A 15,703-nucleotide genomic window follows, 5' to 3' on the forward strand; every position below is an offset into this window, starting at 1 on the left:
CGACGTACTGACTCAGAACACGCCGTTTTCTTCTTTCGGACGCCGAAGCGCTGAGCCGTGGCTCCGTGCAGCGAATATGTTTTTCAAGAGCGAGTGAGGGGTTCGAGGTATGTCGACGCGACGACGAGTGTTGGCCGCGCTCGGCGCGAGCGCGCTCGGTGGCTGTGCGGCGTTCCCTCGTGACCGCGCGGCCCCGACGACGAACCTCGCGACTGGACCGCAGCTGCACGTCGACCTCTCGTACGACGACGCGGCGGAGACGCTTCGGTGCGTGGTCGACATGGGGACGACGGTGACGCCGGAGAACGTCGGTCGAGTCGCCGTGACCATGTCCGGTCGTCCGAACGTCGTGTGGGTTTCGGTGGCCGACCTTCCAAAACGAATGCCAGCCGAACCGAAGCAGTCGTTCCCGCTGGAGCCGGGCGATTCACTGGAGATCGACGTGGACGGCCCACCAGGTGAGGTGAGTGTTACCGCGTGGGACCCCGACGGGAATCCGAGCGGCGTGTACGGGAGTCGGGAGTTCGGGACAGTAGCGGACTCGCAGTCAGTGGAATCCGGTGGTCTCCGGTGAAATGGCGGTGGCTCCTCGACGCCGACGTTCGCTGGCGGACGCTCGTCGCGGCATACCTCGGGGTGCTCCTCGTCACCGGGAGCGTCGTCGGGTACGTCCGCATCGCTGACGTCCACGGACCGCCCGCCGAGCACCGTATCTCGCCCGATGCCGAACCCGGGCAGATGATCGCGACCGCGAACGAGGCGTTCCAGCACGTCGACCACCGCACCGTCACGCGCGTTCACGTTCAGAACGAGAGCGAGCGACGTCCCCTGTTCGCGTACGAGTACCTCTACGACTACTCGGATCGCCAGTTCTTCGGGCAACGCGTCTGGACGGGGTCGTACGCGAAGCGATGGGAGCGGTCGTACACTCCGTATTGGTTCCCACTCGCCGTCCTGCCTGGGAAGTACTACGTCACAGACGGCCGCGCCGAGATCGGCGCCAATTACCCGGAGGGAAGCTCGCTCGGTTCCCGCGAGTTCGAAGACCCAAGCCCGCCGTTCCGTGGAGGTGCGTTCTCGGCGTCGTCGCCCGATAACGTGTGGGAGTTCGCATACGGCGGGAACGTCTTCCTCCAGGGTGCGAGCGACGCTGACTGGCGGGTCGTCAGCGAGAACGCATCGACGCTCGTCCTCGGCATCGACGACCACGAGGAGTACTACGAGACGCGACAGATGTTCTACGCACGCGACGTCCACGAGGGGAGTTCCATCCGCGTGTTCGTCGACAAGGAGTCCGGGCGCGTGACGCGGATGGTCGAGCACCGGGTCGCGACGTACGAGGTCACCGTCGAGACGGCCGACGGCGAGTACGAGGACGTCGAACGAACACGGCACTACGTCGTCGTCACCGAGTTCAGCGAGTACGGGACAGTCGACCTCGAACGACCCGAAGGCGTCGGGCCACCGACGCTCAAGGAACTCTGGCGGGACTTCTTCTACTACTAACCCCACGGGTCGGAGCGAACGACGAGACGACGACCTCGCCGTCACCGACTGCTCGTGAGGCGATTCCAACGAGAAACGCCGGCCTGGCGGCCGGCGTATGCTCGTGCGAGCCGTGTTACTCCTCTTCGATGTCGAGCGTGAACTGTTCGTTCTCGTTGACGGTGTTGAGGACGACGCTCGTGTTCGACTCGTTGATGTCGGGGTCGGTGAGGAGTTCCTTGATCTGGGCGTTCATGCCGTCGGTGTCGGTGAACTTCCCGACGGCGACGACGTCGTAGTCGCCGGTGACCTCGTAGACGGAGGTCATCTGCTTGTGGCCCTTCAGGCGCTCGGTGATGTCGGGGAGCGCGCTGCCCTCGACCTTCAGTTGGATGAACGCCGTCACGTCGTATCCGAGTTCGTCGTAGTCGACGATGGGCGTGTACCCGCGGATGACGCCCTGGTCCTCGAGGTCGCTGAGGTGGTTCGAGACGGTGGTCACGGAGACGTCGAGGTCCTCGGCGAGCGACCGGAGGCTCGCGCGGCCATCGCCGAGAAGTGCATTCACTAGCTTCGCGTCGAGATTTTCGTAGGTCATTGCCCCAACGTGCGCCCCGGAGGGTTTAGAACTTTACGAACGTACAGTCGGTGCGAGATGGACGAAAGTTTGCTTACAGCACTAAGGTTTTTGTACTGGAAGTAGTTTGTCGAAGCGAGCATAAGATGACAAGCGGCAACCTCTCCGAGAAGGAGGAAGCGGTGCTGGAGACCATCGACGAAGAGAACATCGACTTCCTGCGTCTGCAGTTCACGGACATCCTGGGGACCGTCAAGAACGTGTCCGTCCCGGCACGCCAGGCGGAGAAGGCGTTCACGGAGGGCATCTACTTCGACGGGTCCTCCATCAACGGCTTCGTTCGCATTCAGGAGTCCGACATGCGCCTGGACCCCGACCCGGAGACGTTCGCCGTGCTGCCGTGGCGCTCCAAGGAGGACGGTGGCGCCGCGCGCCTCATCTGCGACGTCATCGACACGTCCACGGGCGAGCCGTTCTCGGGCGACCCGCGCGGCGTCCTGAAGGACGCGATGGAGCGCGCCGAGGACCTCGGGTACACGGTGAACGCCGCACCGGAACCGGAGTTCTTCCTGTTCGAGGAGGACGAGGACGGTCGAGCCACGACGAAGACGAACGACGCCGGCGGGTACTTCGACCTCGCGCCGAAGGACCTCGCGCAGGACGTCCGTCGGGACATCATCTTCGGCCTCGAATCAATGGGGTTCGAGATCGAGGCGAGCCACCACGAGGTCGCGCAGGGCCAGCACGAGATCAACTTCACGTACGACGACGCGCTGTCCACGGCTGACAACGTCGCGACGTTCCGGTCGGTCGTCCGCGCGATCGCGGCCGAGCACGACCTGCACGCGACGTTCATGCCCAAGCCCATCGCGCGCATCAACGGCAGCGGGATGCACACGCACTTCTCGCTGTTCCAGGACGGCGAGAACGCGTTCCACGACGGCGACGACGAGTTCGACCTGAGCGAGACCGCCAAGCAGTTCACGGCGGGTATCCTCGAGCACGCACCCGCCATCGCGGCGGTCGCGAACCCGACCGTGAACTCCTACAAGCGCCTGGTGCCGGGCTACGAGGCGCCGGTGTACGTGGCGTGGTCCGACCGGAACCGCTCGGCGCTCATCCGGAAGCCGGCGGCGCGCGTCCCCGCGGCTTCGCGTATCGAGGCGCGCTTCCCGGACCCGTCGTGTAACCCGTATCTCGCGTTCGCGGCGCTCATCCACGCCGGTCTCGACGGCATCGAGCAGGGCATGGAGTGCGACGACCCGGTCCGCGAGAACATCTACGAGTTCGACGAGGCCAAGCGCGAGGAGTACGGCATCGACACGCTCCCGACGAACCTCGGCGAGGCGCTCGACGCGCTCGAGGCGGACGAGGTCGTCCAGAACGCGCTCGGCGAGCACGTCACGGAGAAGTTCCTGGAGGCGAAGCGCTCGGAGTTCAACGACTACCGCGTCTCCGTCTCCGAGTGGGAGAAGGACCGCTACCTCGAGACGTTCTGAGGCGACCCGCGGTCACGGTTCGTTTTTTCGCGGACGACGACGACGACTCCCTTAGAGGAGCGTGCTCGCGAGCGCGACGAGCGGCGCGAGGACGAGGACGTACGCTCCCGCGGCGACCGTCCAGTCCCGGCGGACGGCGGCGACGCGGCCGCGCTGGATGCGCGAACGCGGGAGGACGACGACGGCGAAGAACCCGACCATGAGGGCGAGGAGGACGACCGCGGCGACGGCGGTGACGAGGGCGCCGTCGGCGTCGAACGCGGCCTCGGTCGCGTACAGCAGCCAGACGTAGAGCGCGCCGCTGAGGGCGCCGGCGAGGTAGTGGACGACGGTCGCGAGCCGGTCGGGGGCGTGGTCGGGGTGGCGGTCGGTGAGGACGCCGCTGGCGACGGTCGGTGGCGTGGTGCCTTCGGGGCGACGCGCCATGACGGCGTCCATCGCGAGCGTCGCGACGACGGCGGCACCGACCCCGAGGAGGAACCGGAGCGGGACCTCGAAGCCTACTGGGGCGACTGATGGTTGCATACCGGTTGGTTCGCTCGCGAGCGGTATCCGGTTGACGGACGGGGCACCGACTGCGAGCGGCTCACCGCCATCCAATCACGTTATTCGTCAACGTTTAGCGCGCTGAGTCGCTAGCGTGCCGTATGGACACGGAGGCGACGTTCAGGGTCGAACGGGACGGCGACCGGGTCGTGCTCGTCCCGCAGTTCTGGCCGAGCGACCTCGACGCGGACGCACGGAGCGCCTACGAGGGACTGCGGACGCTGCACGTGGTCGAGGACGGCGCGGTCTCGATGCCCGCCGAGTACCTCCCGGCCGTCGAACCCGGGAGCACGGTGGCGCTTTCGGCGGTCTGGTCGGCGCGCACGGAGCGCCTGGGCTCGCTCGGCGTTGGGCCGTTCCCGGCCGGCGCCGTGGACGGCGCGATGGCCGACCGCGACCGCATCGCACGCGAACTCCTCGACGACGACGGCCGGTAATCAGGCCAATCGACCGTCACGCGTTTGACGCCGCCGCCCGTCGACCCGGACATGACAGGGACGGACATCCGCGAGCTCGACGCGAAGACCGTCGAGCGCATCGCGGCCGGGGAGGTCGTCGAGCGTCCGGCGTCGGTGGTGAAGGAGCTCGTCGAGAACGCGCTGGATGCGGGCGCGTCCCGCGTCGCGGTCGCCGTCGAGGACGGCGGCACGGGGGGCGTGACGGTGCGCGACGACGGGCACGGGATGACGGAGGCGGACGTCCGCGCGTCGGTCCGCGAGCACACGACGAGCAAGATACGGGACGTCGACGACCTGGAGGCGGGCGTGTCGACGCTCGGGTTCCGCGGCGAGGCCCTGCACACCATCGGTGCGGTGTCGCGGATGACCATCCGGACGCGCCCGCACGACGCGGAGACGGGGACCGAGCTCGTCTACGCGGGCGGCGAGGTCGAGTCCGTGAGCGAGGTCGGGTGTCCGGCGGGGACGACCATCGAGGTCGTGGACCTCTTCTACAACACGCCGGCTCGCGAGAAGTACCTGAAGACGACGCCGACGGAGTTCGCGCACGTCAACCGCGTGGTGCGGTCGTACGCGCTCGCGAACCCCGAGGTCGCGGTGTCCCTCGAGCACGACGGCCGCGAGGTGTTCGCGACGCCCGGGCGCGGGGACCGGCTCGCGACCGTGATGGCGGTGTACGGGCGGGAGGTCGCGGAGGCGATGCACGCGGTCGACGACGTGGACATCCCGGAGGGACCGCTCGACGACGTCCACGGGCTCGTGTCGGACCCGGAGACGAACCGGAGTGCGCGCGAGTACGTCTCGGTGTTCGTGAACGGACGCGCGGTCTCGGCGAGCGCGGTCCGCGAGGCGGTCATCGAGGCGTACGGCGGGCAACTGGACGCCGACCGCTACCCGTTCACCGCGCTCTTCCTCGACGTGCCCGCGGGCGACGTGGACGTGAACGTCCATCCGCGGAAGATGGAGGTCCGGTTCGCGGACGAGGCGGCGATGAAGCGCCAGGTGCGCGCCGCGGTCGAGGAGACGCTGCTCGACGCCGGCCTCGTCCGATCGTCGGCGCCGCGCGGCCGCTCGAAGCGACCGGAGGCGGCGGTCGAACCGACGACCGCGAGTGACCTCGACGACGAAGCAGGCGACGCCGACGCGGCGAGCAAGGACGTCGAAGGCGGCGACGCGACCCCCGGCGACGACGCGACCGCTGGCACGGTCGCTCCGGACGCGTCCGCGCCGGTGGACGACGACACGACGCGCGACCGGTCGTCCGGCGAGGCGCACGCGGATCGGGACCCGGTGGCAGACGCCGGGTCCGCGTCCACCGCTGGGCCCGAGGATTCGGCGTCGACCAGCGGTACTGTCGGTTCGGCGAGCACCACGGACGCGGGCAGTGACTCGTCGGCCTCGAACGAGCGCGCCGAGACCGAGTCGAGCACGTCGACGCCGACAGCGAGCGGGGCGTCGTCGACAGCAGGCGGGTCGTCGCCGGCAGCGGGCGAGCACCGCGCCAGCGGCGACGGTCCGCGCTCCGACGCCGACGGCCGCTCTGCGAGCGGTGGCGACGCCGACGGGCGGTTCGGTGGCGCAGTCGAGCAGCGGACGCTGACGGGCGAGACGGCGACGCCCGACGGCGAGTACGACCGGTTGCCGTCGATGCGCGTCCTCGGCCAGTACCGCGACACGTACCTCGTCGCGGAGACCGACGACGGGCTCGTGCTCGTCGACCAGCACGCGGCGGACGAGCGCGTGAACTACGAGCGCCTGCGGGCGGCGTTCGAGGCGGACGCGACCGCGCAAGCGCTCGCCGAACCCGTGACCCTGGAGCTGACCGCGGGCGAGGCCGAGGCGTTCCCCGCGTACCGCGAGGCGCTCGCGACGCTCGGATTCCACGCGGAACGCACCGACGACAGGGAGGTGACGGTGACGACGGTGCCCGCGGTGTTCGACGAGACGCTCGACCCCGGCGACGTCCGGGACGTCCTCTCCGGGTTCGTCGCGAGCGACGACGACGGCGCGGCGACCGTCGACGCGCTCGCGGACGCGTTCGTCGCCGACCTCGCGTGCTATCCCTCGGTCACCGCGAACACGAGCCTGACCGAAGGGTCCGTCGTCGAGTTGCTGGCGGCGCTCGACGACTGCGAGAACCCGTTCGCGTGCCCGCACGGTCGCCCGACCGTCGTCCGCATCGACCACGGCGACCTCGAGGACCGCTTCGAGCGCGACTACCCGGGCCACGCCGGCCGCCGCGAGCTCTGACCGATGGGGGTGACGATAGACGGGAGCGTGGGCGGCGGCCAGATACTCCGGTCGGCGCTCTCGCTCGCGGCCATCACCGGCGACGCGGTCACCGTCGAGGACGTCCGCGGTGACCGCCCGAATCCAGGGCTGAAGCACCAGCATCTCGCGTGCGTCGACGCGGCCGCCGAAGTGTGCGACGCGGACGTCGACGGCGCCGAACTCGGGAGCGAGACCGTCGTCCTCGACCCCGGCGAGCCCGCGGGCGGCACGGTCGCGGTCGACGTGGGGACCGCGGGCGCGGCGACGCTCGTGTTCGAGACCGTCCTCCCGCTCGGCGTCGTCGTCGACGACCCCATCGAGCTGACGGTGACCGGCGGGACGGACGTCGCGTGGTCGCCGACCGTCGACTACTACCGGCACGTCCGCCTCCCGCTCGCGGACCGAGTCGGCTGGCGCGCGAGCGTCGACGTCTCCCGGCACGGGTTCTACCCTCGCGGCGGTGGCGAGGCGACGCTCCGCGTCGAGCCAGAGACGACGGCGCGCGTCGCGTTCGACGCCCGTGGCGCGTTCGAGGGGGCGCGCGTCGAAGCGGTCGCGTCGCGCGACCTCGCTGACGCCGACGTCGCCGAGCGACTCGTCGACGCCGCGGTCGACGAACTCGACGCGGAAAACGTCGACGTCACCGCGACGAACCCGCGGACGGTCGAGTCGCCGTCCACGGGCGCGAGCGTCCTCGTCGCCCTCGCGTACGAGCACACCGTCGCGGGCTTCAGTGCGCTCGGCGAACCCGGGAAGCCAGCCGAGGACGTCGGCGCGGACGCTGCAGCGGACGCGCTCGCGTTCGTCGAACAGGAACGGACGAGCCCGCACGCAGGCGGCCCTCGCGCACCCCCGGTCGTCGACGCCTACGCCGCGGACCAGCTCGTCCTTCCGCTCGCACTCGCCGGCGGTCGCGTCCGCCCCGCGGCCGTCACGGACCACGTCCGGACGAACTGCGCGGTCGCTCGCGAGTTCGGCTACGACGTCCACGTCGAGGACGGCGTCCTCGTCGGCGAGTAACGCCACAGGACGGCCACCGACCACGACCAGCGGACGGCAGTCACCTCGCCGGCTGACGCTCTCGCGAACGCTTGCGCCGCGGGGGAGACTTATACCGGTGCCTTCCATTGGTAGGGATATGACTGGCGTACGCTCCCCTGGGGTGGTGCGATGAGCGACGACCTCGTGACGTTCGGCGAGACGATGCTCCGGCTCTCGCCACCGAACGACGAACGACTGGAGACCGCTCGCGAGTTCGAGGTGCGGGCGGCCGGCGCGGAATCGAACACCGCCATCGCGGCCGAACGCCTCGGCGCAGTGACGACGTGGATGTCGAAGCTCCCGAACACCGCGCTCGGGCATCGCGTCGACGGCGGCCTCCGACAGTACGGCATCAACACGGACGTCGTGTGGACCGACGACGACGACGTCCGACAGGGCACGTACTACCTGGAGTCCGCCGGGCGGCCGCGCGGGTCGAACGTCGTGTACGACCGCGAGAACGCCGCGGTGACGACGGCGACGCCCGACGAGCTGGACGTGGACCGCATCCGGCAAGCACAGGCGTTCTACACGACCGGTATCACGCCCGCGCTCAGCCCGCAGTTGCGGGAGACCGCGGCGACGCTCCTGGACGCCGCCCAGCAGGCGGGGACGATGACGGCGTTCGACGTGAACTATCGCTCGAAGCTCTGGTCGCCCGAGGAGGCCCGGAAGACCGTGACGCAGTTCTTCCAGGTCGTGGACGTCCTCATCATCGCGCTGAAGGACGCGAAAGCCATCCTGAACTACGAGGGCGACGCGACCCAGCTCGCACACCACCTCGCGAGCGAGTTCGACTTCAAGACGGTCGTCGTGACGCGCGGCGACCAGGGCGCGCTCGCGTGGAACGACAACGTCATCCACGAGCAGCCGGCGTTCGAGACCGATACCGTGGACGCGGTCGGAACCGGCGACGCGTTCGCGGGTGCGTTCCTCGCGCAGCGCCTCTCCGGTGCGGACATCCAGAAGGCACTGCAGTACGCGGCCGCGACGGCGGCACTCAAACGCACCATCCCCGGCGACGTCGCGACCGTCACGAAACCCGAGGTCGACGCGGTCGTCAACGAGGGCGGCGAAGCCATCTCGCGGTAAGCTCCGGCGCCGCCGCTCGCAGCTGTTCTTCGTGCACGTTCGGTACACGGCGGGCGAACGCCTATCAGGCTCGCCCGCAGAGTGCCCGCCATGACACACGTCGCTATCGTGGGTGCGTACGGGAGTGCGGGCGCCGCCGTCGCCGGCGCGCTCGCCGACGAACCAGGGGTGGAGTTGACGCTCGTCGACGACGGCGAGCCCGGTGGTGGGCTCTGCATCCTCCGCGGCTGCATGCCGTCGAAGGAGGTCATCTCCGCGGGCGCGCATCGCTTCCAGGCGCGACACGACCATCGACTCGACGGCGACCTCCCCGACGTCGACCTCGACGCGGTCGTCGACACGAAGGACGACCACGTCCTCGGGTTCGCCGAACACCGCCGCGGCGCGATCCACGACATCGCCGAGCGCGACGACGTGACCTTCCACCACGAGACCGCGCGGTTCGTCGACGACCGCGTCCTCGCGGTCGGCGACGAGCGGATCGAACCCGACTACGTCGTCGTCGCCACCGGTTCCGCGCTGAACGTCCCCGACCTCCCCGGGATGGACGACGTCGACTACATGGGAAGCAAGGACGTCCTCGACGCACGCTCGCTCCCGGACTCCGGCGTCGTCATGGGGTTCGGGTACGTCGGCCTGGAGCTCGTGCCGTACATCGCCGAGGCCGGCGGCACCGACCTCACCGTCGTCGAGCACGACGCGCGCCCGCTCGACGAGGCCGACCCCGCGTTCGGCGACGACCTCCTCGAGGTCTACGAGCGCGAGTGGGACGTCGACGTCCGCCGGCACACGTACGAGGAGCGCGTCGAGTCGACCGACGACGGCGGCGTCCGCCTCCACGTCTCCGACGAGCACGGCGACCCGGACGTCGTCGAGGCCGAGGAACTGTTCCTGTTCACGGGCCGCCGCCCGAACGTCGACGGCCTCGGCCTCGAACGTACGAGCCTCGACCCCGGTCGGGACTGGGTGCGCGAGACGATGCAGGCACGCGAGGACGACCGCGTGTTCGTCGTCGGCGACGTCAACGGGAGGGAACCCATCCTCCACGTGGCGAAGGAACAGGGCTTCCAGGCGGCCGAGAACCTCCTCGCGCACGACCGCGGCGACCACGACGCCATCGAACCGTACGAGAACGTCCACCATCACGTCGTGTTCTCCGCGCTCGGCGTGTATCCCTACGCGCGAGTCGGGCACTCGGAGGCGAGCGCGCAAGCGGCTGGCATCGACTACGTTCACGTGACGCGGGAAGCGAGCGACGACGGCGTGTTCGAGACGAAGGACGTCCCCGAGGGGCGCGCGAGCCTCGTCGTCGACGCCGACGACGGGACCGTCCTCGGCTACCAGGGCCTGCACTATCACGCCGACGTCATGGCGAAGCCGATGCAACTCGCCGTCGAGATGGAACTGGACGTCCGCGAGATACCGGATCGCGCGTACCATCCGACGACGCCCGAGATCCTCGACGGCCTCGTCCGGGACGCGAGCGCCGCGATCGGCGAATGACAACCCCCAGATAGCCAGAAACCGATACGGCCGTTCCAGCGCGTCTAGCGCCGTGTTAGTCCGTCTCGCTACGTCTTTATCTCCTCACACGACGTACGTGGTGGTGATTACAAATGCGAAACTTCGACGAAATGAGCCGGATGTTCGAGGAGATGGACCGAATGTTCGACGGCATGTGGATGGACCGCGCGTTCGGTGACCGCACACCCATGCTCGAGGGCCGCACGAGTCCCATGCTCGAGGGCCGCACGACCGACGGCATCGAGCACATGACGAACCTCCACGAGGAGGACGACAGGTACGTGTTCGTCATGGACCTCCCCGGGTTCGAGAAGGACGAGATCGACCTCGTCTACCTGGACGGTCACCTCAAGATCTCCGCCGTCACGGAGATCAGCGAGGAGTCCGAGACGTCGTACGTCCGTCACTCGCGCAGCACGAACGAGACGGTCGCCATCCCCGGCGAGATCGACGTCGAGGGTATCGAGGCGTCCTACCACAACGGCGTCCTCGAGGTCACCCTCCCGATGCTCGAGGGCGAACACGCCCTCGGCCACGACATCGACATCCGCTAGAGACGTTCACCCCGGCGTCGAGTTGGGACGCCTCGGTACGGTCGCTTCGGACCGCGGGTCGACCCTCGGCGCCCGACGAGTCTCGGGAACGAGGACCGGACCCGCCCATTTCTGTTCCGAGACTTAAATCTTCGACCCGCTAACGCTTTTAATGTACGTAACCGATTGGTAAGGAAATATTAGATACCTTTAGTAATCTTGCTAATCACCATTGCTGATATGGGTCGGAAATTCGGCGCCTGTCTCGGCACGATTGGACTGCTCACCACCAGCATCGCCTCGTGGTTCCTGATGAAAGGACCGTTCCTCGGGACCGGCCTCCCGGAGACCGAGTACCTGCTCGGCGCGATCGCGCTCCTGCTCGTCGGACTCGTGCTGCTCCGTAGCGGCCTCAGTTCGCTCATCCACCATCGCGGAAGCACCGACCGCGTCATCATCAGCAACAAGAAGACCTGACCGATACCGACCAGCAACAAGCAGATCTGACCGGTGACGGCCAGACACAGGACGACCGCCCCGACCCCGTCGACCCACCACCCCCATCCGAACCCTCACGCGGACCGGACCCAACCGGGTCCACACCCACACCAATCGAAAACCCACACCAACCGGGAACTCACACCTTCCCCCGGACCGTCGTGGACGACCCCACGACGACCCCCCATCCTCGACGACGACAGTACCTCGCCCCTAGGACTCGCTCCACCGTGCGTCGGCGAGCGTTCGCTGCACGACCTCGTGCCCCACAGCCTCCGCGAGCGTCTCGAACCCGGCGCGCTCCGACCGGTCGTCCGCGTTCGCCACCAGCCGCGACACGATGAACTCCGGCGTCGACCGTCCGACCTGCCCGAACCGCGGCTGATAATCCACCTCCAGCTCCAGTTCCGGCGTCAATCCCTCCGCGAAGATACCGTCCACGCGCGCCGTCTCCGGGAGCGGCTCCAGGTCGTCGGCGAGATGCGTCACGAACGTCCCCAGCGCCGCCTTCTCCACCGTCAACGTCACCAGACCGTGCAGGAGGTCCGCGGCACTCCCCGGTTCCGTGATCGCCTCGAACTCGTCGACGAGCATCAGCGTCCGACCCTCCGCGGTCAACGGCGGGACGACGTTCCGGAGCGTCGACTCGAGGACGCCCGCGTTGAAGCTCGCGTGCCGCCGGTGGAACACCACCGAATCGAACTGGCCGACCGCAGCACGGTCCGCGGGCACCGGTAACCCCATGTGTGCGAGCAGGACGACCTGGCAGAGCGTCTCCAGGAGCGTCGTCTTCCCGCCGGAGTTCGCCCCGGTGAGCACGCTCACGCGCTCGCGGCCCGGTGGCGCCCCGAGGTCGTGCTCGCCGAGCGCGTACCGGACCGGCTGCACCGACTCCCCGTCGTTCGCAGCGAGCGTCAGGTTCCGCGCACCCTCGACCGCGACCGCGTCCGTCACGAACTCGGGGGCGGTCAGGTCGAACGCCGCCGCGAACCGCGCGAGCGACAGCTCGAACGCCACGTCGTCGACCGCCGACACGGCGGCGTCGACGTCCTCGCGTGCGTCCGCGACCGCGCCCTGGAGCGCCACGCGGACCTCGCGTTCGCGCTCCGCGACCGCCTCCCGTCGGTCCGTCGAGAGCACCCGCAGCGCCTCGTTGACGAAGTCCGTCGCGTCCCGCGCCTCCTCGGGTGCCGCGTCCCGGACCGTCGTCGCTTCCACGCCGGTCTCCGCGCAGACGTGGTCGACGAACGCGTCCTGGAACCCACCAGCAGTCCGCGCACCGTCCCCGCGGATGGCCTCGACGACCGACCCCGCGTTCGCCTCCAGCGTCTCGACCGCGGCAACCTGCTCGCGAAGGTCGTCGAGGCGGTCGTCCGCCCCGTTCGCGACGTGGCCCTCGCGGAGCGCGCCGAGCGCTCGCGACGCGTCCACGAGCGCGTCGCGGTCCAGTCCCGAGAGCGGCGCGAACACGCCGTCGTCCTCGACGACGTCCGCGTCGAGGAGCGCGATCGCCGCCTCGACGCTCGCCTTCTCTCCACCGTCAGCGTCGTCGTACGCGTCGAACGCCGCCACCACCGCCTCCCGGTCGTCGTCCGACAGCGCCTCCCAGGACGCGCGTGCCGCCTCCACGTCCGCGAGCCGGTCCCGCATCCCGTCCCGGTCGGCGAGCGGCGTCAGCACGTGGATGGCGTCCGCCGCCCGCGCCGTCAACGCGAACGACCCGGCGACCGACAGCAGGTCCTTGTACACCTCGCGCGCGTCGCTGGTCGCGAGCACGTCCATCCCCGACCCACCGGTCGCTCGTCGAAGGATGCGCGTCGCTCGTCCGCGCGGCACGCCCGCGTCCACGAGCGCCCTCACGTCCCCGGTTTCGATGGCGTCGATCGCCGCGTCGACGCCCAGTTCCTCCACGAGCAACGCCCGCGTCTTCGGGCCGACCCCCCAGTACTCCTCCAGTCGCATACCCCAAGCCTGCGAGCGCGACGTAATCAAAACCCCGCAACCGTCCCACCACACCCCCGAGGACGGCAGCCCAGGGGATTGATTTCGCGAGCGCGCCAACCGTCACGTATGACCGAGGATGCACTACCGGCGGGCATCGACGAGGACGCGAGTTCCTTCCGGTACTATCGGAACGCCGTGTCCCGCCACTGGGACCCCGTGGACGTCGACCTCGACGCGGACGTCGACCGCATCGCCGACCTCGACGCGGGGGCGTTCGACTCGCTCCGCCGGACGCTCGCGCTGTTCGGCGCGGGCGAGGAGGCGGTCACCGAGGACCTGTCGCCGCTCGCCGTCGTCCTCGAGGACGTCAACGACCAGCTGTTCGTGACGACCCAGCTCTACGAGGAAGCCAAGCACGCGGAGTTCTTCCACCGGTACTGGACGCGCGTCGTCCACGAAGCCGAAGACCGCCGCGGGCTGGAGCGCTCTGACCCCCGGGACCCGGCGTGGTTCAACGACGCGTACGACGAGCTCTTCGAGCGCAACGAGGCGGCGATGGCGCAACTCCTCGACGACGACACCCCCGAGAACCGGGCGCGAGCGTACTGTCACTATCACCTCACGGTCGAGGGCATCCTCGCGCAGACGGGCTACTACGGCGTCCAGACGTCGTTCAGTGGCGACGTCGAGGGACTCCCGGAGCTCCCGGGGCTCGTCGAGGGGTTCTCGCGGATCCGGAGCGACGAGGGCCGCCACGTCGGGTTCGGGATGCGGAAGCTGAAGGACCTGGTCGCCGCGGGCGCGGTGTCGCCGTCGCTCCTGCACCAATTGACCGGTGAGCTCGCGATGCTCGTCCAGGACGCGGTGTCGACGGCGGTGGACGACAACGCGGTCGCGATGGGAGGGGAGGACCTCGCGTCGTACGCCGCCGAGAAGCACGCCGAGCGCATGGCGCAGATCGTGGACGCGGCGAAGGACGTGCCGGACGTGGAGACGTTGACCGAACTCGACGGGTGACTGACCGTCGTCCGGAACGCTGACCCCCGTCCGGGTGAGACAGCTGGAGCTCCCTGGACGGCGTCGGCCGGTCACGCGGCTGGGTCGGCCGGTTACTCGCCGTACGTGGTATCGAGGTACTCGAGGATGTTCGCGGATTCGTTCATCGTGACGCCGTGGGCGTCGTCGACGAGGACGGGGACGGCGCGCTGGCCGGAGACGCGCTTGACCTCGTTGCGAGCGGAGTGCATGGCGTCGACCCAGACGCTGTCGTAGTCGAGGTCGAGTTCGTCCATGCGGTCCGCGACCTTCTCGCACCACGGGCAGCCGTCGAGCTGGTAGAGCGTTCGCGTCACGCGTCCGTTTAGGTCTTGGTCGTAGAAGGGTCTGGGGGTCCTGTTGCTGCGTCGGTATGGGGCGAGCAGCCGGGCCGTGGGGTGTGACGCGACGGCGGCCCGGGCTCCCGCCTCGACCGTCGCGTCGCTGTCGTCAGGTGACGGTGGCGTTGGCCGCGGCTTCGTACTTGACTACGTGGGTGGTTCGACGCCCGGTGTCGACGACGACGTTTTGAGGCTGAACCGGGTACGTAGGGACGATGATGGCGACGACGCACGCGTTCGTCGGGTTGGCGTTGGCGAGCGCGTACGCCGCGGCAGGTGGGGAGTACGCGACGGCCGCCGCAGCGGGTGCGCTCGCCGGTGGGGTGTTCCCGGACCTCGACCTCCTCGCGGAGCACCGGAAGACCCTGCACTTCCCGGAGTACTACGCGGTACTCGCAGTGCTCGCGGTGGTGGTCGCGGCGACGGCGACGCTCCCGGTGACCGTGGGCGTGGCGGGGTTCCTGGTGTCCGCAGCGGTGCACTCGGCGAGCGACGTCTTCGGTGGCGGGACGGAGGCGCGGCCGTGGCTGGCGCAGGACGAACGTGGCGTGTTCCTGCACACGCAAGGGCGTTGGGCGGCACCGCGACGGTACGTGCGGTACGACGGGGCGCCCGAGGACCTGGCGGTCGCGGTGACGTTCGCGGTCCCGGGGTGGGTCGTGTTCGACGGCTGGATTCGAGAGGCCGTGCTCGCGGGCGTCGCGGTGTCGGTGGGGTACGTGCTCGTTCGCAAGCGACTGCCGGCCCTCGAGGAACGGTACCTCCAGTAGCGCCGACATCGGTGGGTTGCTTTCGTACGCAGGGTGTATCTCCAACGAACCGGACCTCAGAAATTAAAACGCGCCAGCAGATGAGTGAA

General features: G+C 69.1%; 16 protein-coding genes. 12 read left to right on the forward strand and 4 right to left on the reverse strand.

Annotation, left to right across the window (positions count from 1 at the left end; translation table 11 throughout):
- Positions 1 to 109: 109 nt before the first annotated feature.
- Complete coding sequence (locus tag LI336_RS07905) at positions 110 to 574, forward strand: hypothetical protein (protein WP_227132532.1); 465 nt, start codon at positions 110 to 112, stop codon at positions 572 to 574.
- Positions 571 to 1,506, forward strand: a complete 936-nt coding sequence (locus LI336_RS07910) for a hypothetical protein (RefSeq protein WP_227132533.1) — start codon at positions 571 to 573, stop codon at positions 1,504 to 1,506. The genes LI336_RS07905 and LI336_RS07910 overlap by 4 nt, the downstream gene beginning before the upstream one ends.
- Before the next feature lie 115 nt (positions 1,507 to 1,621).
- Here the strand turns inward: LI336_RS07910 and lrp are convergent, their stop codons facing one another.
- Positions 1,622 to 2,083: an HTH-type transcriptional regulator Lrp gene (gene lrp / locus LI336_RS07915; RefSeq protein ID WP_227132535.1), complete on the reverse strand. Its 462-nt coding sequence runs from the start codon at positions 2,081 to 2,083 to the stop codon at positions 1,622 to 1,624.
- Between the two features lie 125 nt (positions 2,084 to 2,208).
- On the opposite strand from lrp, the gene glnA reads away from it, so the two are divergent.
- A complete protein-coding gene (glnA, locus tag LI336_RS07920) occupies positions 2,209 to 3,561 on the forward strand; it encodes a type I glutamate--ammonia ligase (RefSeq protein ID WP_227132537.1) in 1,353 nt (450 codons plus the stop codon).
- A 51-nt stretch (positions 3,562 to 3,612) separates the two neighbouring features.
- Here glnA and LI336_RS07925 read toward each other — a convergent pair whose 3' ends face one another.
- Complete coding sequence (locus LI336_RS07925) at positions 3,613 to 4,086, reverse strand: hypothetical protein (RefSeq protein ID WP_227132539.1); 474 nt, start codon at positions 4,084 to 4,086, stop codon at positions 3,613 to 3,615.
- Positions 4,087 to 4,208: 122 nt separating this feature from the next.
- On the opposite strand from LI336_RS07925, the gene LI336_RS07930 reads away from it, so the two are divergent.
- The 7 genes from LI336_RS07930 (at position 4,209) to LI336_RS07960 (ending at position 11,503) form a co-directional block, all read left to right on the forward strand.
- Positions 4,209 to 4,544 carry a hypothetical protein gene (locus tag LI336_RS07930; RefSeq protein ID WP_227132541.1) on the forward strand — a complete coding sequence of 112 codons (336 nt, stop codon included), beginning with the start codon at positions 4,209 to 4,211 and terminating at the stop codon, positions 4,542 to 4,544.
- A 51-nt stretch (positions 4,545 to 4,595) separates the two neighbouring features.
- Entirely contained in the window at positions 4,596 to 6,815 is a 2,220-nt protein-coding gene (gene mutL / locus LI336_RS07935) for a DNA mismatch repair endonuclease MutL (protein WP_227132544.1), read from the forward strand.
- Positions 6,816 to 6,818: 3 nt separating this feature from the next.
- Positions 6,819 to 7,856: an RNA 3'-terminal phosphate cyclase gene (rtcA, locus tag LI336_RS07940; protein WP_227132547.1), complete on the forward strand. Its 1,038-nt coding sequence runs from the start codon at positions 6,819 to 6,821 to the stop codon at positions 7,854 to 7,856.
- Positions 7,857 to 8,006: 150 nt separating this feature from the next.
- Positions 8,007 to 8,969: a bifunctional 2-dehydro-3-deoxygluconokinase/2-dehydro-3-deoxygalactonokinase gene (gene kdgK1 / locus LI336_RS07945; protein WP_227132550.1), complete on the forward strand. Its 963-nt coding sequence runs from the start codon at positions 8,007 to 8,009 to the stop codon at positions 8,967 to 8,969.
- A 90-nt stretch (positions 8,970 to 9,059) separates the two neighbouring features.
- Positions 9,060 to 10,472: a dihydrolipoyl dehydrogenase family protein gene (locus LI336_RS07950; RefSeq protein ID WP_227132552.1), complete on the forward strand. Its 1,413-nt coding sequence runs from the start codon at positions 9,060 to 9,062 to the stop codon at positions 10,470 to 10,472.
- A 113-nt stretch (positions 10,473 to 10,585) separates the two neighbouring features.
- A complete protein-coding gene (locus LI336_RS07955; protein ID WP_227132554.1) occupies positions 10,586 to 11,047 on the forward strand; it encodes an Hsp20/alpha crystallin family protein in 462 nt (153 codons plus the stop codon).
- Positions 11,048 to 11,266: 219 nt separating this feature from the next.
- Complete coding sequence (locus tag LI336_RS07960; RefSeq protein WP_227132555.1) at positions 11,267 to 11,503, forward strand: DUF8132 family protein; 237 nt, start codon at positions 11,267 to 11,269, stop codon at positions 11,501 to 11,503.
- A 234-nt stretch (positions 11,504 to 11,737) separates the two neighbouring features.
- Here the strand turns inward: LI336_RS07960 and LI336_RS07965 are convergent, their stop codons facing one another.
- On the reverse strand, positions 11,738 to 13,486 hold the full coding sequence (locus LI336_RS07965) for a MutS-related protein (protein WP_227132557.1): 1,749 nt from the start codon (positions 13,484 to 13,486) through the stop codon (positions 11,738 to 11,740).
- Positions 13,487 to 13,594: 108 nt separating this feature from the next.
- Here LI336_RS07965 and LI336_RS07970 point away from each other — a divergent pair, with 108 nt between their 5' ends.
- Entirely contained in the window at positions 13,595 to 14,485 is an 891-nt protein-coding gene (locus LI336_RS07970) for a ribonucleotide-diphosphate reductase subunit beta (RefSeq protein ID WP_227132559.1), read from the forward strand.
- A 92-nt stretch (positions 14,486 to 14,577) separates the two neighbouring features.
- Here LI336_RS07970 and LI336_RS07975 read toward each other — a convergent pair whose 3' ends face one another.
- Positions 14,578 to 14,820, reverse strand: a complete 243-nt coding sequence (locus LI336_RS07975; protein ID WP_227132560.1) for a glutaredoxin family protein — start codon at positions 14,818 to 14,820, stop codon at positions 14,578 to 14,580.
- A gap of 239 nt (positions 14,821 to 15,059) precedes the next feature.
- Here LI336_RS07975 and LI336_RS07980 point away from each other — a divergent pair, with 239 nt between their 5' ends.
- Complete coding sequence (locus LI336_RS07980; RefSeq protein WP_227132561.1) at positions 15,060 to 15,614, forward strand: metal-dependent hydrolase; 555 nt, start codon at positions 15,060 to 15,062, stop codon at positions 15,612 to 15,614.
- The last annotated feature ends 89 nt before the right edge of the window (positions 15,615 to 15,703 follow it).

Source organism: Halorubellus salinus (assembly GCF_020567525.1).
Taxonomy (GTDB): Archaea; Halobacteriota; Halobacteria; order Halobacteriales; family Natrialbaceae; genus Halorubellus; species Halorubellus salinus.

Coding starts and splice junctions, on each gene's coding strand:
- LI336_RS07925 (WP_227132539.1), bottom strand. CDS start 4,086: ATGCAACCATCAGTCGCCCCAGTAGGCTTCGAGGTCCCGCTCCGGTTC.
- LI336_RS07905 (WP_227132532.1), top strand. CDS start 110: ATGTCGACGCGACGACGAGTGTTGGCCGCGCTCGGCGCGAGCGCGCTC.
- mutL (WP_227132544.1), top strand. CDS start 4,596: ATGACAGGGACGGACATCCGCGAGCTCGACGCGAAGACCGTCGAGCGC.
- LI336_RS07950 (WP_227132552.1), top strand. CDS start 9,060: ATGACACACGTCGCTATCGTGGGTGCGTACGGGAGTGCGGGCGCCGCC.
- LI336_RS07970 (WP_227132559.1), top strand. CDS start 13,595: ATGACCGAGGATGCACTACCGGCGGGCATCGACGAGGACGCGAGTTCC.
- LI336_RS07965 (WP_227132557.1), bottom strand. CDS start 13,486: ATGCGACTGGAGGAGTACTGGGGGGTCGGCCCGAAGACGCGGGCGTTG.
- LI336_RS07955 (WP_227132554.1), top strand. CDS start 10,586: ATGCGAAACTTCGACGAAATGAGCCGGATGTTCGAGGAGATGGACCGA.
- lrp (WP_227132535.1), bottom strand. CDS start 2,083: ATGACCTACGAAAATCTCGACGCGAAGCTAGTGAATGCACTTCTCGGC.
- kdgK1 (WP_227132550.1), top strand. CDS start 8,007: ATGAGCGACGACCTCGTGACGTTCGGCGAGACGATGCTCCGGCTCTCG.
- rtcA (WP_227132547.1), top strand. CDS start 6,819: ATGGGGGTGACGATAGACGGGAGCGTGGGCGGCGGCCAGATACTCCGG.
- glnA (WP_227132537.1), top strand. CDS start 2,209: ATGACAAGCGGCAACCTCTCCGAGAAGGAGGAAGCGGTGCTGGAGACC.
- LI336_RS07980 (WP_227132561.1), top strand. CDS start 15,060: ATGATGGCGACGACGCACGCGTTCGTCGGGTTGGCGTTGGCGAGCGCG.
- LI336_RS07930 (WP_227132541.1), top strand. CDS start 4,209: ATGGACACGGAGGCGACGTTCAGGGTCGAACGGGACGGCGACCGGGTC.
- LI336_RS07960 (WP_227132555.1), top strand. CDS start 11,267: ATGGGTCGGAAATTCGGCGCCTGTCTCGGCACGATTGGACTGCTCACC.